This is a genomic window from Halanaerobium kushneri (assembly GCF_900156285.1).
GTDB lineage: Bacteria > Bacillota > Halanaerobiia > Halanaerobiales > Halanaerobiaceae > Halanaerobium > Halanaerobium kushneri.
This window is the reverse complement of sequence record NZ_FTNC01000018.1, coordinates 1-22,988: the sequence shown is the minus strand read 5'-3', so window position 1 is coordinate 22,988 and position 22,988 is coordinate 1. Positions and strand designations below refer to the sequence as shown.

Below are 22,988 nucleotides of genomic sequence, written 5' to 3'. Positions count from 1 at the left end.
TAATATAAATAATGAAGCCCATAATTTTTTAACTTTTTGAGTAAAGCTAATAATTAATTGCAAAAAATGAGAGGGAGGCAAAAAATGAGTGATTTTAAAGGTAAAAAAAGACTAATAGGTTCAATGCCTAAAATAGGAATTAGACCAATCATTGATGGAAGAGAAAGAGGAGTCAGGGAATCCTTAGAAGACCAGACGATGGGGCTGGCTGAAAGAGTAGCTGAGTTTTTAGAGAAAAATTTAAGACATCCTAATGGAATGCCGGTTGAATGTGTGATTGCTGACAGTACTATTGGTGGAGTGGCAGAAGCAGCAGCAGCTGAAGAAAAGTTTCAGCGTGAAGGTGTTGGTGTCTCCTTAAGTGTAACCCCTTCCTGGTGCTATGGAACTGAAACCATCGATCAGAATCCTCTCAGACCAAAAGCTATCTGGGGTTTTAATGGCTCCGAAAGACCGGGGGCTGTTTACCTGGCAGCAGCGGCAGCAGGACATAATCAAAAGGGCCTGCCTGTCTTTAAAATTTATGGTGAGGATGTACAGGACGCTGGAGATGAGAGTATTCCAGAAGATGTTAAAGAGAAAATACTTAAATTTGTCAAAGCTGGCCTGGCAGTTGCAACAATGAAAGGCAAGTCTTATCTATCGATGGGTGGAGTTTCAATGGGTATAGCAGGCTCCATTGTAGATGAAGAGGTTTTTCAGGATTACTTAGGTATGAGAAATGAATATATAGATATGAGTGAGTTTACTCGTAGGATAGAAGAAGAAATATATGATCAAGAAGAGTTTGAAAAAGCCATGGAATGGGTCAACGAAAACTGCACCGAAGGTAAGGATAATAATCCTGAGGAAGAGCAGTTCAGTAGAGATGAAAAAGATGAGCAGTGGGAATTTGTAGTTAAAATGACTCTGATAGCTCGAGACTTAATGGTTGGTAATCCTAAATTAAAAGAAATTGGTTATGGAGAGGAAGCTATGGGTCATAATGCAATCGCAGCAGGATTCCAGGGACAGCGGCAGTGGACAGATTATTTTCCTAATGGAGACTTTATGGAGGCAATTCTTAATTCATCTTTTGACTGGAATGGAATTAGAGAAGCTTATATAATGGCCACTGAAAATGACAGCTTAAATGCAGTGCCGATGCTTTTTAACCATCTTCTAACAAATAGAGCTCAGATTTTTTCAGATGTAAGAACCTTCTGGAGTCCAGAGGCTATTGAAAGAGTAACAGGAAAAAAACTAACTGGTAGAGCTGAAAATGGAATAATCCACTTAATCAACTCAGGCTCAACAACTCTTGATGGAACCGGTAAGATGAAAGATGAGGACGGAAATCCAGTAATGAAAGAATTTTGGAATATCAGTGAAGAAGAAGTAGATACCTGCCTTGAGGCTACAGAGTGGCGCCCTGCAAACTTAGGTTATTTTAGAGGGGGAGGCTATTCTTCTCAATTTCTATCTGAAGGTGGAATGCCTGTAACAATGGCCAGAATGAATACAGTTAAAGGTTTAGGGCCGGTTTTACAGATAGCAGAAGGTTATACAGTTGATATAGATCCTGAAATCCATGAAGTATTAAATCAGAGAACAGATCCAACCTGGCCGACAACCTGGTTTGTGCCAAATCTGACAGGAGAAGGAGCTTTTAAAGATGTTTATTCAGTAATGAACAACTGGGGCTCAAATCATGGAGCAATTAGTTATGGACATATAGGAGATCAGTTAATTACCCTGGCGTCAATGCTCAGGATACCAGTCAATATGCATAATGTCGGAGAAGAAAGAATCTTTAGACCGGATGCCTGGAACCTTTTTGGCACCAAGGATTTAGAAAGTGCTGATTATAGAGCCTGTAAGAATTTTGGACCTCTCTATGGCTAATCAGACATCAAAATTATTCTACTGAGATATAAATAGAATAAAATTAAATAATCAGCAGGTCTGGAGTTTATTAGCGGATCTGCTGGTTATTATAATTTGAAATAAGAAATAGGCGGTGAACAAATGGGAAATTCATATTTAGGAAAACTATTTGCAATTTTTATTAATAATGATGATCCATATTTACCACTTATTTTTACTGGCTTTGAGGTTGGAATGCTGGGAATTCCTTTGTTTGGAACAATTTATGGCTTGGATAATGTTAAATTCATGGGGGTAGTTGATATTGGACAGGAATTATATGTCTGGTTTATTTTATTAGCTTTTTTATTACAGCTTAAAAATGACAAACATAAACATAATGACGGTTTTAAAAATCTTTTTAAAGCATTTATCTCATCACCTGTAATAATTTCAATTATTTCTGCTTTATTTATTAACATTACAGGTATTACTCGGCTGATTGGAGAAACCTTATTCTATACTTCTCTTATAAATACTTTAGATTTACTGGCAAGTTTAACCATCCCTTTAATTTTAATTGTTATTGGTTATGAAATTGATTTTAAATTGAAGGATATATCTCTTTCAGTTGGGATAGTAATAATTAGATTGTTTTTTTATATAATTTTTGGTCTGCTGATTGCTAAGTACATATTTACAGATTTACTTTCTTTATCACAGATGTATTCCAGAGCCTTATTAAGTGTTTTAATTTTACCTCCACCTTTCATTTTACCTCTTTTCATAAAAAAAGAAGATTTAAAAAATAGGCTTTATATAAATAGTACATTATCACTGCATACACTCTTATCAATTGCTATTTTTGTTTTAATCAGTTTCATTATATAACTGCATAATAAATTATATAACATAATGTTTTAGATGATAATTCTATAGTGAGGCTCAGCTAGTTGGCAGTCATCTATCTGAGTATTATTTATTAAACTTCTAGAAGGGAAAGGAATGATAAAATGAAAGCTGCACGTTTAAAATCTTTAAAAAACTTAGAAGTAGTTGAGATGGATAAGCCTGAACTTCAGGCCGGAGAGGTTCTAGTTCGGGTTAAATCAGGTGGAATCTGCGGTACGGACATGCATATTTTTGCCAAAGAAAATGCCTTTTCTCATCATTTGGGCCATGAATTAAGCGGAGAAGTAGTAGAAAACAGGAGTGAGGAATATGACTTTAAACAGGGAGATAGAGTTGTAATTGACAATGCAACAAACTGTGGAGTCTGTAAATTTTGCAAAAATGGCCAGCCGGAATACTGTTCAGATATTAGAAATCTTTTAATGGAAGAGCGGCTGAGCTTCCAGGAATATGTTGCAGTCCCAGCCAGAAGTCTTTATAAATTTAAGGATCTTTCTTTTCAGGCAGCTGCTCTGGCGGAGCCTTTTACGGTGGCTTTAGAAATGATAGCCACAGCTGAAGTAGAAGCAGGACAGGATATTGCTGTTTTTGGACCGGGACCAATTGGTTTAATGGCTGCTGCATATGCTAGACATATTGGAGTCAATAAGATCTACCTCACCGGCCGCAGCCACAGCAAAAAGCGGCTGGAGCTGGGCCGAAAAATTGGAGTGGATGAAATTATAGAGGTTGATCAAGAAGATACAGTTGAGTTTTTTAAAGAGAGAAATTTAAAACTGGACCGAGTTCTAATTACTGCTCCCCCTTATACAATTAAAGACGCCGTTCAGATTCTCCGCTTTGGTGGAATTTTAACCTATATTGGCTTTAGCTTTGACGGCCGTGAAAATGTGGAGCTTAATTTTAATGATATTCATCTTAATAAACTGCAGATTAGAGCAACTCACGCGATACCAAACCGCTTCTTTCCGGCTGCCTTAGAAAATATTAAAAAGGGAGTTATCAATGCCGAAGACTTTATAAGCAGAGAGTTTATGCTGGCTGATGTTCAGAAAGCTTTTGAATTCACTTTAGATAATGAAACAATTAAAACCCTGATCAATATTGACTGATTAAAATTAAAGCTATTTCCCAATAAGCTTTAATTTTAAACTAATTATTGCTATACTGTCTATAGTTATTAAAATAGAAGCAGTTAGAGGTGATATGATGGCCGGAAATAAAAGAGCAGATATTAAAAAAGGTTTAAAGGTTAAAGTTGTGCAGAAAAAGGATCAGCGCAGTGGAAATTTAACCGAGGGTGTTGTGAAGAGAATTTTAACCAATTCTGCAACTCATCCGCACGGAATTAAAGTTATGCTAGAAGATGGTAGGGTTGGCAGAGTTAAAGAAATAATTGAATAAAATAAGTAATCACTACCCATGTCTCTGCGATATGGGTAATTTTTTTGGCTTTTTACTTATGTTTTATTGTAATAAGAATTAATTAGCTGTATAATTGAGTCAAGGAGATGTTGAATATGACCGCCAATGATTTAAAATTACTTCCTCCAGAACTTAATCCAGACCAGAGCCAAATTTTAAAGCAATTAATTCATTCTCATAAAGCTCTGGCTGAATTGAAGGGGTTTTCAGAGACGATCCCCAATAAAAATATTTTAATAAATTCTGTCACAATAAATGAAGCAAAGGATAGTTCTGAGATTGAAAACATTATTACTACTCATGCTGAATTATTTAAGGCAATTAGCAAAGATAATTATAAAAATCCCAATGCTAAAGAAGTAGTGAATTATAGAAGAGCTCTCTGGCGGGGATTTGAGTTAATAAGAGAAAAGCAGCTTTTAACAACGAATATGATTATAGAGATTCAGAATACTATCGAAAATAATAAGGCTGGGATTAGGAGAGTTCCAGGAACAGTTATAAAAAATCCTCAAACTGGAGAAGTAATCTATACTCCTCCTGAATCAGAATCAAAAATCAGAGAACTGCTAAATAATCTAGAAAATTATATTAATGATGACCGGGATGGAGTTGATCCACTGGTTAAAATGGCAGTTATTCATTATCAATTTGAATCAATCCATCCTTTTTACGATGGAAATGGCAGAACGGGTCGAATTATCAATATTTTATATTTGGTATTAAAAGATATTTTAGACAGTCCCATTCTTTATTTGAGTAAGTATATTCTTGAAAATAAAAATAGATATTATACTTTATTTAAAGAAGTAAGAGAAAATAAAAGCTGGGATCAGTGGATTATATATTTTTTAAAAGCTTTAGCAGAAACAGCCAGGACAAGCTTAAATATCTTAAAAGAAATTAATCTTTTAATTGAAGAAACTGCTCTCGAGATGCAGCAAAAGGTCCCAAAAATTTATTCAAGAGAACTTTTGGAACTTTTATTTATAGAATTTTATACAAAAATTTCATATATTCAGGAGGGACTTGGGGTAACACGTAAAACTGCTTCTAATTATCTTTCAACCCTTGAAAATAAGGGGTTTTTAAGTTCTGAAAAATTAGGCAGAGAGAAGATATATAAGAATATCAGGCTATTTGAACTCATTAAAAAAATGAATCAAAAAATTTAAACAAAGGATGATAAAATGCTGAATAAAATTAAAGGATTTTTTCAAAAAATGAAGGATAAAAAGGCTTTTAAGGTAGGAATTAAAAAGCTGGACAATGGCTATTATCAAGAAGCGGCCAGGATACTCTTACCGCTGGAGGACAGTCCTCATCTCAATCAGGAAATGCTCTATTTTAATCTGGCAGGTGCTTTAATCGGTCAGGATAAACTAAATAAAGGAGAAAAATACTTAAAAGAGGCAATTGAAATTGATGCCGAACAGGACTACCTCTGGGCCACCCTGGCAGAAGTAAATATTCTGCAGGAAAAATGGGGGAGCGCCGAAAAGGCGATTAAAAAAGCTCTGAAGTTGGAGCCGGAAAAGAAAATTTATCAGACGAAAAAGGATGTAATCTACGGCAGCCAGGAATTGAAAGAAAACTATTTAAAATACTTTAAGCTGCTTAAAGAATCAATAGAAGAACAGAAGCAGGAAAACTGGAAAAAGGCTGTGGAACTGCTGATTGAGGCAGTAGAACATTATGATAAAACAGGTTATGTCTACAATCAGATTGGGGCAATTTACAATAATAATCTAGGCAATAAAGAACTTGCGGCAGAATTTTTTAAAAAAGCAATCGAAAGAGAGCCAGAAAATGAAGTTTTTAAACGGAATTTAAAACAGGTTTTAAGATAGTAAAATAAATGCACTAAAAAGTAGGTACGAATACACTTTATACCTACAAAGAAGTGCAAATCTATGTTGCTAATCAGTAGAAAAAGGAGTATAATTGCATTAGAAAATAGGTTTTATGCTACTTTATACCTACAAAGAGGTGCAAAAAATGATTGAATTTAATATTGTTAAAGAAAACTTTATACTGAATGGCGGGGTTCTAAAGACTTCTGAATTAAAAAAACTTGGCCTGAGTAGCAGACAGATAAAAAAACTAATGAAGAAAGATAAAATTGAAAAAATAAAATATGGGTTTTATACTATTAAAAATTATTTTCCTAAAGAAGAAGTTCTTATTTCCCGTTTTTTTCCTGAAGCAGTGATTTTTTTGGAAAGTGCTCTGAGATTTTATAACTATATTGATCGAATTCCCAGAGCCTGTCAGATTGCAGTAGAAAACCACAGCAACCCTAATAAATATGAGCTTTCATATTTCGAGGTAAAACCATTTTATATTATCGAAAAATATCAGAAACTGGGTATTAAAACTTATGAAATTGATAATGTTAAAGTTAAAATTTATGATAGAGATAAGAGTATTTGTGATCTGGTCCGCTATGAAGACAAAGTAGATCCTGAGATTTTCAGCACTGCCCTCAGAAGATATATAGATGATGAGCAGAAGAATATTAACTCGCTAATAAAGTATGCTCAAATACTAAATATTAGAGAGAAAATAGATAAATATATAGGAGTGTGGGTATAATGAAAGATATTGCTGCTTCTGTACTGGCCAGGCTTAAAAATGAATCTAGATCAAGAAATATTCGATTTCAACAGCTGATTATGCTTTTTGCTCAGGAAGAATTAGCAAGGAGAATATCAAAGTCACGCTTTAAAAATAATTTAGTACTAAAAGGAGGTTTTCTTCTTTTTGCTCTCAGTAATACTGCTTTTCGACCTACTGTAGACGCTGATTACTCTTTGAATAAATTTTCGAATAATTTAGAAAATATCCAAATGATGATTGAAGAAATAATTGATATTAAAACTGAGAATGATTTTGTTGAATTTGAAATCAAAGATTATGAAGATATAGCCGAACAACAAAAATATCCCGGAATAAGAGTAAATTTGATTACAAAAATAAAAAATACCAGAACCCATATCAGTATGGATTTTGCAGTTGGTGATAAGATAATTCCGGAGATTCAGAAAAGGAAAATTAATACTATTTTAGATGATTTTAAAAAAGTTGAACTTCTATCATATCCCCTGGAGACAATAATTTCTGAAAAACTGCATGCTATTGTATCAAGAATGGAGCTAACAAGTCGGATGAAGGATTTTTACGATATCAATTATCTTGTAAATAATTATAGTTTTGAGGCTCAGTTAATTAAAGAAGCAGTTATTAATACCTTTTCCTATCGAGAGAGTTCTTTAAATAATAGAACTGTTGAAAATATTTTAAGGCTGGGAGATGATCCTAAAATCTCAAGGAGGTGGATTAATTTCTGTAGAAATATTGTCAATGAAGAATTAGATTTCGAAAAAATACTTAAACTGATAGTTGAGTTTTTAAATCCGCCTCTACAGGCTGCTGTTAACAATAATGAAATCAACTCTACCTGGGATCCAGAAAAGCTGCGCTGGTTTGAAAAATAAGCCAATCTTTTTCCTGATTATCATTGTTCTGCCCGACTAAATATAATATAATAAAATATAGACCTAAATTGGAGGCATAAAAATGAAAGTTGACTTCAAAGTGATAAAATCATTATTAATAGAAGAGCTAAAGGCTGAATTGATCTATCTTTTTGGCTCGTATGCAAAAGGGAAAGAGCGTCCGGATAGTGATCTGGACCTGGCATTTTTAAGCTCCAGAGAGATAGATGATTATCAGCGCTTTTTAACAGCTCAAAAACTGGCTTCCAGACTAAATATTGAGGTTGATTTGATTGATCTAAAAAAGGCCTCTACAGTATTTAAGGTTCAGATTATTCAGGGCAGGCTGCTATATGCTGAAGATAAATTACAGCAGCAGGAATTTGAGATGCTGGCTTTAAAAAAATATGCTCGTTTAAATGAAGAAAGAAAAGAAATTATCGAAAAGATAGAAAGAGGTGCTGAGAATGGATGATATCTTGATTAATAAAACTCAAACAGTTAAGCGCTGTCTTGAAAGGATTAATGAGGAATATCAGGGTGATCCTAAAAATCTTGAAAACTATACAAAACAGGATTCGATAATTTTAAATATTCAGCGGCTCTCAGAAGCAGCAATTGATATTGCGATGCATATTGTAGCAGAAAAGGAGTTTGGAGTACCTCAAAATAGTCGGGAGGCCTTTGAACTACTGGCTCAAAATAAGATAATCAGTCAGAAGAAAGCAGAAAAATTAAAAGCTATGGTTGGTTTTAGAAATATTGCAGTCCATGAATATCAGAAGTTGAACCTGAAAATTGTGGAGGCAATAATAGAAAATGAAATTGAGGAAATTAAAGACTTTTCTCAAAAGATGCTTCAAAAAATGGCAGCTGAAGGCAGAGAAAGCGAGAAATAAATTTATGCTCAATAAAGATATAATTAAAGATTTAGTTTCAAATAAAATATATAGGCGCGGGATTAATTATTACAATCAGGGCCGGGTACTGCAGTACAGAATCAATAAGCTGGAGCCCAACCTTTACCAGATTTCGGCTCAGGTTTCCGGTTCCAGACGCTATAAGGTGAATTCGGAAATCAGGCTGCATCAGGACAGCCTTGAAGTAGAAAGTAGCTGTGACTGCCCCTATGACTGGGAAGAATACTGCAAACATGAGGTGGCTGTACTCAACAAATTTATGGAAGAGGATTTTCGTTCGGCCAAGGTTAATTATGAGCCTCAGTTTGAGGAAGATGAAATATCAGAACTTAGATTTTCCAGTGACGATTCTGATTATGATATTGTGGAACAGCGGATTGCTGACCGCAGTTTTAATAACCTACTGGAGATAACAAAAAATTATGATCAGACTGAAGTACCCAAACTCGACTACAGTGTTAAAGGATTTTTAAATCAGGATTTGAAAAATTTTAAGCTTATTTTTAATTCAAATTACCTCAGTCAGCAGGAGCTGGAGGAAGTTGTCAATTCTTTGAATGATGATTACAGTTATACTTATTATCGAGATGGCCTGCTCCAGAAGTATTTTTACGGGGAGGAACTTGAGCTTTTGGAAGAACTGTCGGCTTTGTGCAAAAGCAAGGGACGCGGCAGTTCTCTACTTTTAAATAAAAATGAAGAAAACCTTGACTTTCTGCTGGATTTGAGCCAGAAATTTAAATTGGAGCTGGAGGAAAATGGAGTTATTATTAAAAAAGGAAAAACCCTGCAGCCGGAGCTCAGGCTCAGCGGTGATTTAGAAGAAATAAAAATTGAACTTAAGGATAATGATTTTCCAATTTATCAGGGAAGTGAGGAGCAGTGCCGCTGGACTCTGATTGGCAATAAAATTCATAAAGTTGATTTCTATAATTTTTCTGAACTGCCTACAAGTTATTTAATTCCGGTTCAGAAGCAGGGAGAATTTTTATTTGAAATCATGCCGACCCTGGAAAAAAACCTAAAACTGGAAACTGCGGAAGAACTGCAGCAATATGAACTAATTAAGGAGAGTCCGGAGATTAAATTAAAGCTGGATTACAAAAGTCAGCAGATCAGCTGTGAGCTGGAAGTTGAATTTGCAGGTGAAGAATACAGCAACACAGAGCTTTTGGGGCTGGATACTGATAAAAATATTTATAAAAAAGATGATAATGATCCTCTGCTCTGGTATGGTCGAGACAATAAAGCACTGGCAGAGGTGATCGGTTTTCTGGATGAATATAATTTCAAGGTTCGACCTGAGCATTTTATTATCAAAGACAATGCTGATATTCAGGAATTCATTACTGATGGGATTACTCATCTACCTGAGGACTGGCAGGTGGATAGCAGTCAGAGTTTTGATCAGATTGAAATTAAGGAAGTTAAACTGGAGCCAATTGTTGAGATTGATGACAGTGAGGGGATCAACTGGTTTGATTTTTCAATCAGCTATAACTTAGGAGGCAAAACTTACAGCCGCCAGGAGCTGCAGCAGCTGATCTCCTACAATAAAAAAGGAGAAGCTTATATCAAGCTTGATAATCAGTATTTCATTTTAGAGAGTGGAGCCGAAGAAGAAAAGGTTGAGCAGATGCTGAGCGGTGCTGAAGCCAGGGATGAAGGCTACAGAGCCCCCTATCATAATCTTCTATATTACAAAAATCTGGTCGAAAAGAGCGGAATTCAATTTAAAGGAAATAGAGTTTTTAATGAGCTGGAAGCTGAGATCAGCGGAACCAAGGTAGTTAAAGAAAGAGAAATTCCGACTGAAGTCAAAGATAAACTGCGTGACTATCAGAAAAACGGTTATAACTGGCTCCGCTTTCTGCACAAATATCGCTTCGGCGGTATTCTGGCAGATGATATGGGACTTGGTAAAACTCTGCAGATGCTGACTCTCTTAAAAAGTTTGAAGACGGAAAAACCAGCGCTGGTGCTATGTCCCCGGACTTTAATTTATAACTGGCAGGAAGAATCGGATAAATTTTTTGATGATTTAAAAACCCTTGTTTATTATGGAACACCCTCCGAGCGGGTTAAGATGCGGGATAATTTCAGCGATTACGATCTGATTATTTCTTCCTATTCGACGATCAGCAGAGATGTGGAGGAATTAAATGCTGAGGGAAAAGTTTTTTCTATTTCAATTTTAGATGAGGCCCAGCATATCAAAAATCACCGCACTAAAAGGGCAAAAGCTGTAAAAAATATTGAAGCAGAAGCAAGGCTGGCCCTGACCGGTACTCCACTGGAGAATTCAATTGAAGAGCTCTGGTCGATTTTTGACTATCTGATGCCCGGTTATCTCGGCAACTATAGCTATTTTAGAAAAGAATTTATAACTCCGATCAGCAAAAATAATGAAAAAGACAAGTTAAAGGAGCTAAAAGAAAGAGTTGCTCCCTTTATTCTGCGCCGACGCAAAGAAGAGGTTTTAAAAGAACTGCCGGAAAAAATAATTAATGTTCATCCTGTCAGTATGACCCAGCTCCAGGAAGACAGTTACCAGACAGTACTTGCTGAAGTTAGAGGAGAACTGGAGCAGACTGTGGCTGAAAGAGGTTTTAATCAGTCCAGAATTAATGTGCTGGCTGCTCTGACAAAACTAAGACAGATCTGCAATCATCCATCACTGGTGCTGGGAGATGAAGGAAAAGCTCATAATTCCGGGAAACTGGAGGCGCTGCGGGAACTGCTCAGTGATGCTTTAAGTGGGGGTCACAAGCTGATTATTTTCAGCCAGTTTGTAAAAATGCTGAAGCTGATCAGAAATGATTTGGATCAGCAGGGTATTAACTACCGTTATCTTGACGGATCAACCAGAAACAGAATGGAGCGGGTAAAGGAATTCAACAATGACCCGGAAATCGATGTTTTCTTAATCAGTCTTAAGGCTGGAGGAGTTGGTTTAAATCTGACGGCAGCCGATATGGTGGTCCATGTTGACCCCTGGTGGAATCCGATGGTCGAAAGACAGGCAACAGATCGTGCTCACCGCCTCGGTCAGCAAAACAGGGTAATGGTTTATAAGCTAATTACCCGGGGAACTGTGGAAGAAAAGATGTTAAAACTGCAGCAGCGCAAACAGGACCTATTTGATAATGTTATTGAAAATAATGTCAATCCGATTAAAGCTATCAGCTGGGAAGATATTCAGGACTTATTATCTTACAAATAAAAATAATGAGGAGCGCAGAATATGGAAGAACTTATTTCTAAAGAAGAACTTTATCAGACAATATTTAAGCGGAAATCAATTAGAAAGTACCACCAGGATAAATTAAGTGGTGATCAACTTCAGTCTATTATGGATTTCTTAAATGAGGCAAAAGCTTTAGATTCAGAAATTAACTTTGAAGCCCAAATTGTCGATTCAGATCAGGTTAAAAGTTTGATTCCAATTAAGGCCCCCCACTATCTGCAGTTTTTTTCAGAAGAAAAGGGAGATTACCTTTTAAATGCCGGCTTTATTCTGCAGCAGCTTGATCTTTATCTGGCAGCAAATAATCTTGGCAGCTGCTGGTTTGGAATGGCCAAGCCAAAAAAAGAAATTATTGCAGACTCCGATCTAGAATATGTAATTACTTTAGTTTTTGGTAGAGCTGCTGAAGATAATCACAGAGATTCGATTGAAGATTTTGAGCGCAAAACACTTTCAGAAATAAAATCAGGTAGTGATTACTATGATCTTCTAGAGGCGGCCAGACTTGCTCCTTCGGCCACAAATGGTCAGCCCTGGTATTTTAAAGTAGGGGCGAAACAAATTCATGTTTTTCAACATCAACCCAATTTTATCAAAAAGTTTTTTTATGAAAAAATGAATAGAATTGATATGGGTATTACATTATCTCACCTCTGGCTGGCGGCCGAAGAGCATGGATATAAATTTAAATTTGAAAAGTATTCCTATGATCCTGCTTTGGTAGAGGGATATAATTATTTAGGTACAGTTAAAATATAGACTTAGTTTTGATAAGATTAAATTCTGCTAGCAAAAAATATAGAATTAGTTGACAGGAGATGATTTAGTGAAAAGAAAGATTATTATTGACACAGATCCGGGGATAGATGATGCGGCAGCATTGAGCATTGCCTTAAATAATCCTGAGCTTGAAGTTTTAATGTTAAGCACAGTTGCTGGAAATGTTAATTTAGATTATACAACAGAAAATGCAAAAAAGATTTTAGATTTTTTTGAAAAAGATACTCCTCTGGCCCGCGGTAATTCTCTGCCTCTGCTGAGAGAATATGAGGATGCCAGTCAATTTCATGGAGAAACAGGGATGAACGGCTATGATTTTCCTACAAGTGAACGTCATGTTCTGCCTCAGCACTCAGCAGTTGCTATGAAGGAAATGATTTTAAAGAGTAAGGATAAGGTTACCTTAATTACAATTGGTCCGCTGACCAATGCTGCTTTACTGCTCAGCATGTATCCAGAGGTCAAAGACAAGATTGAGGAAATTGTAATTATGGGCGGTTCCACAATTGGCGGTAATACCAATACAGCAGCTGAATTTAATATTAAGGTTGATCCCCATGCAGCACAGATGGTGATTAACTCAGGTCTGCCGGTTACTATTTTTGGACTTCGGGTTACAACCAGAGCTCTTTTGAGTAAGGCTGATATTGAAAAAATCAAAGAACTTGGAGAAGCCGGAGAGATGCTACATTCACTTTTTAGCCACTATCGAGGTGGAGATATTTATGGTCCGGGTTTAATGATGCATGATATCTGTACAATCTGCTATCTGTTAGAACCCGAGATTTTTGATTATCAAGAAACTCAGCTGGAGGTTGCTCTGGATGGTCCGGCTGCAGGTACTACTGTTGCCGATCTTTATTCTCGCTATACTGAAGAAAAGAATGTTAAGCTGGCTGTTGATATTGATCAGCAGAAATTTAGAGACTGGGTGACTGCTGAGATTTCGAAGTTAAAATAAATATTTAGAGAAGTCAAAATTGGATATTTTATTATTAGTCAAGAGCCAGAGTCACTGGCTCTTTTTCTTCTGTCTTCATTTTTTCTATAAATTTCTGATAGCTTTCCCTATCAACAGCAATTTTAGTATAAGCATTAAGAGCATGATATTTAAGCCAGGGATCACTGCTCTTTGATATTATTTCTTCCAGCAGCTCAGCCAGATCAGAAGCCTCAGTACCAAATGTCCCCAGAATATCAAGCAGAAAATACTGGGCTTCAGAACTAAGATTCAGCTCATTTCTTTTAAGCAGCAGATTTTTTAGAGGAACTAAAACTGTCGGTTCAGCTAAATCAACTGCCACCACTGCTGATTTCTTTTTGACTGGATAAGGAGCTTCAATAATTAATTTTAAAAGCTCTGCACTGATAATTGATTTTTGCTTTTTATAGTTTTCTTGCTTTTCCAGTTCTTCTGCTATTAATTTAGAATTGAGATTAAATCTAACTGCTTTCTTAATAATCAAATCTACCGGAACTGGATTGAGCAGGGCTGCCAGCTTTAAATAAATGGTGCATTTTTTACTGGAGCTGCAGTGTCTCAAATGATTCTTAATCATTGCTTCAAATTCTAAAGTCTGCTCATGATTTTCCTGCTTGAGAAGTCTGTTTAATCCAGCTCTCACCTGTTTTTGTAAATTTTGATTTAAATAAGGTGCCAGTTTTATAATTAAAGAAAAGTTATGACTCTGCTTAATGTAAAAAGAAATTGATTTGAGCAGGAGATAATACAGCAGAACTAGCACTGCCAGAAAGATAATAATTTTTAAAAGCCCAAACTGATAGTAGAAAAGCAGCAGTAGGGGCTGGAGTAAATAGGCCAGGGTTGAGCAAATTAAAAAGATGAAAACTCCGCTCAGACCATATTTCTGCCAGCAGAGATAGAAAAATAACAGGGTGGCAAGGAATAAAGAAAAGTAGATACTTAACTGCAGCAAGAGATAGAGGCCGCTGGCCTGGCTTAAAGCTTTAAAGCTATTAATTTTGCCGGCTCCAAGTTTTTCCTCCACAAAGAGGGGATCATTAATTTCAGCAGCAGTATCTTCAATTATTTTTAGACCGGCTTCAATGCTAAGCTCCGGCCTTAGGCTTAAAAGATTAGCCAGCAGAGCAGTAAGTTGAGGAGCAGCAAAAGAAGTCCCACTAATTTTATAAGTACGGCTGTAATTTAAAGCAGGAAGATAATCTCTCTGAGTGATTTCGATAACCCCAGGAGCCGAAAAATCAACTTTGCTACCATAATTTGAACCCATCATTTTTTTGTTATTCTCCAGGGCAGCAACTGCAGTAACTTTATTAAAAAGAGCAGGATAACTGAGCTTTTGTCTATTATCATTTCCGGCAGCTGCAATCAGAGCAATATTATTAAGAGCCGTTATTTGCTTAATGATTTCTGTCTGAAACTCACTCTCTTCAAAACCGAGACTGATATTGACCACAATTTTTTCTTCTGGATGCAGTCTGGTGTAATTATAAATCTTATTTAGAGCATTTAAATAACTGTTTTTATCAATTCGTTTGATAATATTTTCTGCCGAAAAAGATCTGATTTCGACCCGACTCTGACTGCGGATGATGGCTGCTACCTTGCTTCCGTGAGAGCTATTTGGCTGAATTTTAAGAGCAGGACTATTGAGAAATTCTTTTTCAACTTCAGAATCCAAAATAAATATTTTAACCGAATTGCTGCTCAATAACTTATCTTTTAGAAAAAAGGAGGTAATAAAGATAACCAGGATAATTAATAGAAAAATCAGTGGTTTTTTGATAGCAGTTCCTCCTTTCAGTATTAGCTAGACTAATTATAACATAGATTAAATCAAATGATTAATATAAAAAAATTAAAAACCAAACAAGGAAATCGGTTTACTATCTTTAATATAATATAATAGGAAAGAAAATTTTTGAAAATTTAAGGACGTGGATTAGTTTTAAAAAGACAAGAAATTTAAAGGAGGAATAAAGATGATTCCAACACGCAAATTGAAGACAGGTGATGAGATTCCAGTAATTGCTTATGGAACCTGGGATATTGCAGAAGAAAATGTGGGAGAAAAAGTTGAAATTGCTCTTAAGGAAGGTTATAATCACATTGATACTGCTGAGGGCTACCATAATGAAGCTGGAATTGGTGAAGTGTTAAAAAATTATGACCGAGATGAGTTATTTATTACTTCAAAAGTTTTACCATCTAATTTAAATTATGAAAGTGTTATTAAGGCCTGTAAAAGATCTCTAAAAAAATTAGGAACTGACTATCTGGACCTTTATTTAATTCACTGGCCAAATCCTGCTATCTCTTTAAGAGAAACTCTGCAGGCAATGAAGTATTTATCTGATGAAGGTCTGGTTAAAAATATTGGAGTCAGTAATTTTTCGGTTTATCAATTAAAAGTTGCTTTAAAGATTACTCAGGTACCAATTACTGTCAATCAGGTTGAATTTCATCCCTGGTTGTATCAAAAAGAACTGCTTGAAGTATGTGATCAAAATGACGTTATTCTTGAAGCATCTGCACCACTTGCCAGAACTGAGGTATTAAAAGATGAGACAATTTTAGAGCTTGCTGATAAATATGATAAATCACCTGCTCAGATTGTCCTAAAATGGGAACTGCAGAAGGGAATTGTACCACTTCCTAAATCAAAAAGTAAAGCTCACATTGCTGAAAACTTAGAGCTCTTTGATTGGGAACTCAAAGCAGATGATATGGCAAAAATTGATAATATTGATACAGAGAAAAGAGTTTACATGATCACTCTTGATGATGAAACCTATGGAATTAGCTCCTAAATATTTTAAATAAGAGCTTAAATATTGTTTTAGATTGGATATTAGATGGGCGGTTTTTGCTGCTCTCTAATATCTTTTTTTATTGAAAAGAATTTTACTATGGAGTGAAATATATTCTTAGAAAAAGCCCACTTTATTGAAAAGTGGGCTAGTTAAGTTAATTAAAATTTATTCTGCTTCAGGACCAAAGTTTTCAAAAACAAGCAGCATATTTTTCATTTCAAAGTAGAATGTGTGACATGAAATAGTAGAACCAGAAATTATGTCTACTTCTGGATCAAATGAACTTTTAAGACTTAAACCATAATATCTGCTTAAAAACTCTTCCTGCTTCATTTCTGGATGATGGTCATTTGCATCAAGAGGTTTCCATTTTTTGATTACTGCCATGCTTTCTTCAGTCTTAGAATTATTTGCCATACCAATTACAGCAATAAAATCTTCTGGATGAGAATAGATAATTGTATTTACCCAGCTACCATAACCAATAAGTTCTCCCTCTTTGTAAAGAGGTACAAATGGGTACTTAACTTCATTTCTTTCTGGATAGAAGATATCCCCAGCTTCATCAGCATCAGCTAATTCTAATAAAGAATTTACGTAATCATCAATTGTCCTGCCGGTAGAGATTTCCTGCTTTTCTCCTCCACCAACAACATCAAGAGTGTGGGCTGTAGCAAAAGCCATTCCTGAGAATGCTAAGACTAAAACCAGAATCATTGAGATAACTAAACTTTTTTTCATTTTTTTACCCCCTAATAAATTTTTAGATATAAGATGTGAAAATATAAATTGTTATGTTATATATATCACAATAAAAATTATAGCACTTAAGTTATTACTTGTCAATAGTTTCACAAGATTAAATTTGAATTATTATCAGAAAAATTAAATTTTTCCCACAAAAAAATATTCAAAAAGAATATTTAATCAGAATAAATGAAAAAATCTGAAAATAAAGAAGGATTTTTAATATTTGTATTGAATAAAATATAATAGACAGACATCAGTCGTCTGACAAACTAAAATTTTTAAAGGAGGAGTTAAGATTTATGCTTAAAAAGTCAAAAAGATTAATGGTGGTAGCTTCATTATTTCTGATTTTTTCTCTTGTTTTTACTGCAGCGGCTCAGGCTGAGGTAAAGAATATCATTTTAATGATTGGTGATGGTATGGGAATCGGCCAGATGGACATGACTAGATATATGGCTGGAGACAAGGATTATAAACTTGAAATGATGAAGATGCCCAATGTTGGTCTTATGATGACCAGTTCTACAGAAGGGGTTACTGATTCTGCTGCCGCTGGTACAGCGATGGCTACAGGTAATAAAGTATACAATGGTGCTGTGGCTATGAATAAAAATGGAGCAGAGTTGGATTCTGTATTGGATTTTGCTGAAGTAAGAAACAAAGCGACAGGGATTATAAGTACCAATATGGTTACAGATGCTACTCCAGCTACTTTTGCTGCCTCTGTTAAAGATCGCGGTATGGGGGGAGAAATTGCAAAACAGATTTTAGATAACGATGTAGACGTTGTTCTTGGTGGTGGACGAGAAGATTTTATGAAAGAAGAAGCCGGCGAAGATTTAATAGCAAAGGCTAAAAAAATGGGTTATCAGTATGTAACAGATAAGGAACAATTAAAAAGAGTAATGCCAATGAATGGTAAAGTGGTTGGCCTGTTTAATGATTCTTATATGAATTATATCAAGGATCGTGATGATCTAGATTCAAAAGAACCAAGTCTTTTAGAAATGACTACAAAAGCGATTGATGTTCTTTCTGAAGATGAAGATGGATTTTTCTTGATGGCAGAAGGAGCAAGAATTGACCATGCAGCTCATGCAGCAGATGTACCGGGAGTTGTAGCAGAAACTCTTGATTTTGATGCAAGCATAAAATATGCTGTTGACTGGGCCAGAGAAAATGGGAATACAATGGTGGTTGTTGTTGCAGACCATGAAACTTTAGGATTTTCTGTAACTGAACCTATTAATAAAGAAGCTCTAATGAATATTGAAGTTTCTCCGGAATATATGGCCGGTAAATTAGTTGAAACTGAATCTGGAAATGCATATACAATTGATAGTATTCAGCGCGTATTTAAAGAATATGCTAATCTTGAATTAACTGAAAGAGAAGCTAGAGAGTTTAATAGTAATATTGTAAATGAAGATGATGGTTCACTTTATTATCAATATAAAGTAGGCTGGCAAATTGGATCAATTATTGCTAAAAAAAATAATGTTGGCGTAGTTGCTGCAGATGTACGGGCAAAATCTGATACTGGTGGACATACTCTTAATTCAGTTCCAATTTTCGCTTTTGGACCTGAGACTGAAGGCTTCAATGGAGTTATCCAAAATACTGAATTCTCCAAAGTACTATTTGAAGCAATGCGTCCGTAAAATAAATAGATAATCTATAAAATAATAGTTTTACTCAAAAGTGGCAGATTCTAATCTGCCACTTTTAAATTTTATAACTATATAAAATTGCTGTCAGAAATTATAACTTGACAAAAATTTACTAATCTTGATATAATTAAGGTTAATAAAGAGTTAGAAACTCTTTTTAATAAAGGTAAACTTATCGTGAGGTAAGGACACAAAGCTGAGGATCTCAATTTGAGATAGCCGGCTGCTAAAAGGAGGATAAAATGAAGCTTAAATTTCGAGTGATAAGTGGAATTAGTTTAATGTTTATGATTTTATTTCTGAATTTTTTTCTTACTACTGATTATGTTGAAGCTGCTGCTAAAAAGAAGAATTTAATTGAACGAAGTGTTCAGACTGAAGCCAGGATTCCGGTTTTTCAGAGAGTAGAAGTAGTTGATAAAGCTGATATCGACTATACTTTTTTGATGGCAAATTACAGTGGAAGTAGAGAAATCATTATCGAAGATGGATTAAGTATTGAAATTCTAAGTAATGCTGATTGGTATCTCCGGTTAAATAATAGAAATTTAAATACCACTGTTATGATAAAAAAAGCTGATCAAAGTGATTTTGAGTGGCAAAAATTGAATTCAACCACAGCTAAATTTAGAGGAGAAAAAGGTGTCAGACAGATAAGTTTTGATTTAAAGTTTATTTTAGATCCTGATTATAGAGCTTCAGTTAATAATTTGGAACTTGATTTAAGACACAGTATTACTCCTGTTTTATACTAAAATAAGTAATCAAAATACCTTCAGGTAGATAGTTCTTTTAGTTAGACTTTCTACCTGGAGGTATTATATTAAATCAATTATTTTTGTTTTTCAGTTTGTTTAAAAGGTTGCCTACTCTTTTTTGGGCAGCCTTTTTTTCATTTTTGTTGAGTTCAAATTCAATATTTAAAATACTTCCTTCCTCAGTTCCTTCTGGTAGCTCACTTAAGGGAAGATAAAAGTCTAACTTTTCTTCCGGGCGAATCAATAATCTTGCTTTTTCTGCTTCAATTTTATCAACAGTTACCTTCATCAAATCATCCTTTCTTTATTTTTTAATTTGCTATCTTTTACCTGTAAATTTTAATTTACAGTAATTTTGTTCTGCCAGTGTTTAAATTTTTCTTCACCAATACCATCGACTTCTTTAATTTCTTCAATTTTTTTAAAATAGCCATTCTTTTCTCGATAACTGATTATCTTTGCGGCTGTTGCCGGTCCAATACCCCAGAGCCTGTCTAAACTAGTTTCGCTGGCTGTATTAATATTAATTAAACTGTTATATTTCTCAGCAGCAGCTGATTTAGTTTCGGAATAAGTTTTGCTATTTTTTAGATCAGTAATTTGATCAACTTTGACTGTATAATTGTTTCCATCAGCTGTAACTACAATATTACCATTTAAGTCGTTTCTGTAAACCCGGGCTCCTAATTTTTGATAAAGTTCCACAATCTCTGCTGCTGGATGATCATAATGATTATCAGCCCCTACCTGAATAACTGCCAGTTCAGGTTCTAAACTGTTAATCCAGCTTTTTAAACCGGAAGTTTTACTTCCATGATGAGGTACCTTGATCAAATTCACCTGAAGTTCAGGATATTCAGACAGCAGTTTATTTTCAACTTTTTTTTCTATATCTCCAGTAAATAAGAATTTCTGGGTATCATATTCAAGTACAAAGACCAGCGAGGAATTATTTAAACTATAATTCTCTAATGATTCCTCAGGATGAAGAAATGTAATTTTACTTTCACCAATTTCAAATTGATCCCCACGTCGGGGTGTTTTAAAATTAATATTCTCCTGATCGATTTTGAGCAGATAGTTCTCATAAGTTTGAGATGTATGTATTTTACCGCTGTCCAGTACAGTTTTCACTTCAAAGCTGTTAATTATATCAACCAGCCCCCCTATATGATCAGCATGGGGATGGGTACTAATAATATAATCCAGTTTTTTAACTTTCTGTTCCTTTAGATAGCTAATAATCCTGGCAGTTATACTATCTGTCCGGTCACCACCATCAATCAGTATATTCTGTCCTCCTGCTTCTTCAATTAAAATTGAATCTCCCTGACCTACATCAATAAAATGAATTTTTAAATTTTGAGCTGTGGTATTAAGAGTGAATAATATACAAAATAATATAATTAAAAACAGCAGAATTGTTTTCTTTTTGCTAAGATTAAAATTAAGCATATCCGTATCCTTTCTCTGTAAAATATTAATTTAACTAATTTATAATTTCTAGATTTTAACTAATAATCCTTTTTTCTCAATTGAAAAAGCTGGATAAGCAATGTATACTTATAATAAGTAAATTTTATAGTTTAAATTGAGGGGATAAAAGTGAGCCAAAAATTAGAAATTATTATTCTAGCAGAAAATAATGTTGAAAAAAGAAAGCTACTGGCTGAACATGGACTTTCCTTTTATTTTAAGTATAAGGGACAGAAATATCTTTTTGATACGGGCCAGGGAGAGGTTTTATTTTCAAATGCAGAAAAGTTGGGGATAGATCTAGCAAGTATTGATACAGTCTTTTTAAGTCACGGTCATGATGATCATACAGGGGGCTTAAAAAAACTGCTGCAGATTAATCCTGAAATCAGGGTATTTGCTCACAGTGAGATTTTTCTGCCAAAATATAAAAATACTGAAAGAGGGCTCGAATTTATCGGGACAGAGCTTAAAAAATCTGAAATTAATAACTTTGAGGCAGCTGAGACTGCAATTACTGCAGCAGCGGGAATTTACAATACAGGTGAAATTCCGGCTCGTCGGGAAACATATATTAACCCCAGATACATAGTTAAAAAAGAGGGCAAAGAAATTATTGACCATTTTAATGATGACACTTCTTTATATATCGAGACTGAGAGTGGAATTGTGATTCTGCTGGGCTGCAGCCATAAAGGGGTAAAAAATATAATTAATGAAATTAAAGCTGAAGTTGGAGATAGAAAAATTGCTGCAATTTTAGGTGGAATGCACCTTAAACGTGCTACCAGCAAAGAGTTGGAAGATTTAATTGACTATTTTGAAGAAATTAATTTTGAGCTGCTGGCACCAATGCACTGTACTGGGCGTGTGGCAGCTGTAAAATTTAAAGGAGCATTTGGAGACAGAGTCAGGCTGGTTTCAGTTGGTGATAGATTTGAATTTTAATTTTCTGGAGGCAAGATAATGGAATTTAAACAGATCAAAAATAATAAAGTTTACGAACAGGTTATTGAACAGATCAGGCAGATGATTTATGAAGGGGAACTTCAGAGAGGAGATAAACTCCCCTCAGAGCGGGAGTTAAAAAAACAGCTTGGAGTCAGCAGAGCTTCAATCAGGGAGGCTTTTAGTGCTCTGGAAATGATTGGTTTGATCGAAAGTCGTCCGGGAGAAGGTACATTCATTCGAGACAGTTTTGATGAAGATATTTTTAATCCGCTTTCTCTTATCTTACTTTTAAATGATAATGTTGCCGAAGAACTGCTGGAATTAAGAAGGGTACTGGAGATTGACTGTGTTAAGTTGGCGGCAGAACGGGCAACTGAAGCTGAGATTAAAGAAATGCAGTCCTATATTGAGGATCTTCTCTCCAGTTCAGGTTATGAGGAAGAAAGCATAAAAGCAGATAAGATGTTCCATTATACCATCGCCAGGGCCAGCGGTAATAAAGTATTATTATTTTTTATGCGCTCAATTTCGGAGGCAATGGATTTTCATATTAAAAATACCAGAACAAAGCTGGTTTCAAAAGAAGAAACAATGGCCGACTTTGCTGTACAGCATCAAAAAATCTTTAAAGCTTTAAAAGAACATAATTCTGAGCAGGCTGCTGTTGAAATGAAAAATCATTTAGATTATGTAGAAAAATTGATAAATAAGGAAATTGAAGGATAAAAAGGGAATGGATTAAGCCAGAAATATATTTGAAATTATTTAAAATAGAATATTTCTTAAAAATTCGCCTGTAAAGGCGGATTTTTTGATTATATAGGAAATTATGCTTTTGCAGGAATGTGGATAACTTTGTAGAAGGATAAAAATATTATGAGCCCAAAACAAAGAGGAAAACGTATTAAAGTTAAAACAATATTGAATGATCACTGGGAAGAGTTTAAGATTAAACATCTTCC

Annotated in this window: 22 protein-coding genes and 1 riboswitch; of the genes, 18 read left to right on the top strand and 4 right to left on the bottom strand. The window is 34.9% G+C overall.

The features are described 5' to 3' along the window. Positions 1–84 precede the first annotated feature (84 nt). The 13 genes from BW929_RS11190 (at position 85) to rihC (ending at position 13,587) form a co-directional block, all read left to right on the top strand. Complete coding sequence (locus tag BW929_RS11190) at positions 85–1,884, top strand: L-fucose isomerase (protein ID WP_076545580.1); 1,800 nt, start codon at positions 85–87, stop codon at positions 1,882–1,884. Between the two features lie 123 nt (positions 1,885–2,007). Beyond that, positions 2,008–2,736, top strand: coding sequence for an AEC family transporter (locus tag BW929_RS11185; RefSeq protein ID WP_076545579.1), 729 nt, complete (start codon positions 2,008–2,010; stop codon positions 2,734–2,736). Between the two features lie 122 nt (positions 2,737–2,858). Then, entirely contained in the window at positions 2,859–3,869 is a 1,011-nt protein-coding gene (locus tag BW929_RS11180) for a zinc-dependent alcohol dehydrogenase (RefSeq protein WP_076545578.1), read from the top strand. A gap of 97 nt (positions 3,870–3,966) precedes the next feature. Continuing rightward, a complete protein-coding gene (locus tag BW929_RS11175; protein ID WP_076545577.1) occupies positions 3,967–4,161 on the top strand; it encodes a YwbE family protein in 195 nt (64 codons plus the stop codon). 116 nt (positions 4,162–4,277) lie between these two features. After that, positions 4,278–5,357 carry a Fic family protein gene (locus BW929_RS11170; RefSeq protein ID WP_076545576.1) on the top strand — a complete coding sequence of 360 codons (1,080 nt, stop codon included), beginning with the start codon at positions 4,278–4,280 and terminating at the stop codon, positions 5,355–5,357. 15 nt (positions 5,358–5,372) lie between these two features. Beyond that, on the top strand, positions 5,373–6,032 hold the full coding sequence (locus BW929_RS11165) for a tetratricopeptide repeat protein (protein ID WP_076545575.1): 660 nt from the start codon (positions 5,373–5,375) through the stop codon (positions 6,030–6,032). A 148-nt stretch (positions 6,033–6,180) separates the two neighbouring features. Then, positions 6,181–6,777, top strand: coding sequence for a type IV toxin-antitoxin system AbiEi family antitoxin domain-containing protein (locus BW929_RS11160; protein WP_076545574.1), 597 nt, complete (start codon positions 6,181–6,183; stop codon positions 6,775–6,777). Further along, positions 6,777–7,679: a nucleotidyl transferase AbiEii/AbiGii toxin family protein gene (locus BW929_RS11155; RefSeq protein ID WP_076545573.1), complete on the top strand. Its 903-nt coding sequence runs from the start codon at positions 6,777–6,779 to the stop codon at positions 7,677–7,679. Before BW929_RS11160 ends, BW929_RS11155 begins: the two co-directional genes overlap by 1 nt. Positions 7,680–7,761: 82 nt before the next feature. Beyond that, a complete protein-coding gene (gene mntA, locus BW929_RS11150) occupies positions 7,762–8,154 on the top strand; it encodes a type VII toxin-antitoxin system MntA family adenylyltransferase antitoxin (RefSeq protein ID WP_076545572.1) in 393 nt (130 codons plus the stop codon). Next, a complete protein-coding gene (hepT, locus tag BW929_RS11145) occupies positions 8,147–8,578 on the top strand; it encodes a type VII toxin-antitoxin system HepT family RNase toxin (protein WP_076545571.1) in 432 nt (143 codons plus the stop codon). Before mntA ends, hepT begins: the two co-directional genes overlap by 8 nt. Then, a complete protein-coding gene (locus BW929_RS11140) occupies positions 8,499–11,822 on the top strand; it encodes an SNF2-related protein (RefSeq protein ID WP_234978099.1) in 3,324 nt (1,107 codons plus the stop codon). Before hepT ends, BW929_RS11140 begins: the two co-directional genes overlap by 80 nt. Positions 11,823–11,843: 21 nt before the next feature. Then, positions 11,844–12,605 carry a nitroreductase family protein gene (locus BW929_RS11135; RefSeq protein ID WP_084566189.1) on the top strand — a complete coding sequence of 254 codons (762 nt, stop codon included), beginning with the start codon at positions 11,844–11,846 and terminating at the stop codon, positions 12,603–12,605. Between the two features lie 67 nt (positions 12,606–12,672). After that, positions 12,673–13,587, top strand: a complete 915-nt coding sequence (gene rihC, locus BW929_RS11130) for a ribonucleoside hydrolase RihC (RefSeq protein WP_084566188.1) — start codon at positions 12,673–12,675, stop codon at positions 13,585–13,587. Between the two features lie 34 nt (positions 13,588–13,621). Here rihC and BW929_RS11125 read toward each other — a convergent pair whose 3' ends face one another. Then, positions 13,622–15,319, bottom strand: a complete 1,698-nt coding sequence (locus BW929_RS11125; protein ID WP_159437162.1) for a S8 family peptidase — start codon at positions 15,317–15,319, stop codon at positions 13,622–13,624. A 271-nt stretch (positions 15,320–15,590) separates the two neighbouring features. On the opposite strand from BW929_RS11125, the gene BW929_RS11120 reads away from it, so the two are divergent. Continuing rightward, the gene (locus BW929_RS11120) at positions 15,591–16,418 is read left to right on the top strand and encodes an aldo/keto reductase (RefSeq protein ID WP_076545567.1); all 828 of its coding nucleotides are present in this window, start codon (positions 15,591–15,593) and stop codon (positions 16,416–16,418) included. Between the two features lie 168 nt (positions 16,419–16,586). Here the strand turns inward: BW929_RS11120 and BW929_RS11115 are convergent, their stop codons facing one another. Beyond that, complete coding sequence (locus BW929_RS11115; RefSeq protein WP_076545566.1) at positions 16,587–17,162, bottom strand: hypothetical protein; 576 nt, start codon at positions 17,160–17,162, stop codon at positions 16,587–16,589. Positions 17,163–17,470: 308 nt separating this feature from the next. Between BW929_RS11115 and BW929_RS11110 the strand changes: the two genes are divergently transcribed. Both BW929_RS11110 and BW929_RS11105 read left to right on the top strand, forming a co-directional pair. Beyond that, the gene (locus BW929_RS11110; protein WP_076545565.1) at positions 17,471–18,832 is read left to right on the top strand and encodes an alkaline phosphatase; all 1,362 of its coding nucleotides are present in this window, start codon (positions 17,471–17,473) and stop codon (positions 18,830–18,832) included. Positions 18,833–18,996: 164 nt separating this feature from the next. Next, a riboswitch (cyclic di-GMP riboswitch) is annotated at positions 18,997–19,072 on the top strand. 11 nt (positions 19,073–19,083) lie between these two features. Further along, positions 19,084–19,596, top strand: coding sequence for a hypothetical protein (locus BW929_RS11105; protein ID WP_076545564.1), 513 nt, complete (start codon positions 19,084–19,086; stop codon positions 19,594–19,596). Positions 19,597–19,669: 73 nt separating this feature from the next. On the opposite strand, the gene BW929_RS11100 is transcribed toward BW929_RS11105, so the two are convergent. Both BW929_RS11100 and BW929_RS11095 read right to left on the bottom strand, forming a co-directional pair. Next, positions 19,670–19,888, bottom strand: a complete 219-nt coding sequence (locus BW929_RS11100; protein WP_076545563.1) for a DUF3006 domain-containing protein — start codon at positions 19,886–19,888, stop codon at positions 19,670–19,672. 50 nt (positions 19,889–19,938) lie between these two features. Then, the gene (locus BW929_RS11095) at positions 19,939–21,054 is read right to left on the bottom strand and encodes an MBL fold metallo-hydrolase (protein ID WP_076545562.1); all 1,116 of its coding nucleotides are present in this window, start codon (positions 21,052–21,054) and stop codon (positions 19,939–19,941) included. A gap of 150 nt (positions 21,055–21,204) precedes the next feature. Here BW929_RS11095 and BW929_RS11090 point away from each other — a divergent pair, with 150 nt between their 5' ends. Together BW929_RS11090 and BW929_RS11085 are read left to right on the top strand one after the other, a co-directional pair. Next, positions 21,205–22,023: an MBL fold metallo-hydrolase gene (locus tag BW929_RS11090; RefSeq protein ID WP_076545561.1), complete on the top strand. Its 819-nt coding sequence runs from the start codon at positions 21,205–21,207 to the stop codon at positions 22,021–22,023. Between the two features lie 18 nt (positions 22,024–22,041). After that, positions 22,042–22,752 carry a FadR/GntR family transcriptional regulator gene (locus BW929_RS11085; RefSeq protein WP_076545560.1) on the top strand — a complete coding sequence of 237 codons (711 nt, stop codon included), beginning with the start codon at positions 22,042–22,044 and terminating at the stop codon, positions 22,750–22,752. The last annotated feature ends 236 nt before the right edge of the window (positions 22,753–22,988 follow it).

Bases quoted from the DNA above. Each gene is read 5' to 3' on its own strand.
- BW929_RS11190 (WP_076545580.1), top strand. From the start codon at position 85: ATGAGTGATTTTAAAGGTAAAAAAAGACTAATAGGTTCAATGCCTAAA.
- BW929_RS11185 (WP_076545579.1), top strand. From the start codon at position 2,008: ATGGGAAATTCATATTTAGGAAAACTATTTGCAATTTTTATTAATAAT.
- BW929_RS11180 (WP_076545578.1), top strand. From the start codon at position 2,859: ATGAAAGCTGCACGTTTAAAATCTTTAAAAAACTTAGAAGTAGTTGAG.
- BW929_RS11175 (WP_076545577.1), top strand. From the start codon at position 3,967: ATGGCCGGAAATAAAAGAGCAGATATTAAAAAAGGTTTAAAGGTTAAA.
- BW929_RS11170 (WP_076545576.1), top strand. From the start codon at position 4,278: ATGACCGCCAATGATTTAAAATTACTTCCTCCAGAACTTAATCCAGAC.
- BW929_RS11165 (WP_076545575.1), top strand. From the start codon at position 5,373: ATGCTGAATAAAATTAAAGGATTTTTTCAAAAAATGAAGGATAAAAAG.
- BW929_RS11160 (WP_076545574.1), top strand. From the start codon at position 6,181: ATGATTGAATTTAATATTGTTAAAGAAAACTTTATACTGAATGGCGGG.
- BW929_RS11155 (WP_076545573.1), top strand. From the start codon at position 6,777: ATGAAAGATATTGCTGCTTCTGTACTGGCCAGGCTTAAAAATGAATCT.
- mntA (WP_076545572.1), top strand. From the start codon at position 7,762: ATGAAAGTTGACTTCAAAGTGATAAAATCATTATTAATAGAAGAGCTA.
- hepT (WP_076545571.1), top strand. From the start codon at position 8,147: ATGGATGATATCTTGATTAATAAAACTCAAACAGTTAAGCGCTGTCTT.
- BW929_RS11140 (WP_234978099.1), top strand. From the start codon at position 8,499: ATGAAATTGAGGAAATTAAAGACTTTTCTCAAAAGATGCTTCAAAAAA.
- BW929_RS11135 (WP_084566189.1), top strand. From the start codon at position 11,844: ATGGAAGAACTTATTTCTAAAGAAGAACTTTATCAGACAATATTTAAG.
- BW929_RS11120 (WP_076545567.1), top strand. From the start codon at position 15,591: ATGATTCCAACACGCAAATTGAAGACAGGTGATGAGATTCCAGTAATT.
- BW929_RS11115 (WP_076545566.1), bottom strand. From the start codon at position 17,162: ATGAAAAAAAGTTTAGTTATCTCAATGATTCTGGTTTTAGTCTTAGCA.
- BW929_RS11110 (WP_076545565.1), top strand. From the start codon at position 17,471: ATGCTTAAAAAGTCAAAAAGATTAATGGTGGTAGCTTCATTATTTCTG.
- BW929_RS11105 (WP_076545564.1), top strand. From the start codon at position 19,084: ATGAAGCTTAAATTTCGAGTGATAAGTGGAATTAGTTTAATGTTTATG.
- BW929_RS11100 (WP_076545563.1), bottom strand. From the start codon at position 19,888: ATGAAGGTAACTGTTGATAAAATTGAAGCAGAAAAAGCAAGATTATTG.
- BW929_RS11095 (WP_076545562.1), bottom strand. From the start codon at position 21,054: ATGCTTAATTTTAATCTTAGCAAAAAGAAAACAATTCTGCTGTTTTTA.
- BW929_RS11085 (WP_076545560.1), top strand. From the start codon at position 22,042: ATGGAATTTAAACAGATCAAAAATAATAAAGTTTACGAACAGGTTATT.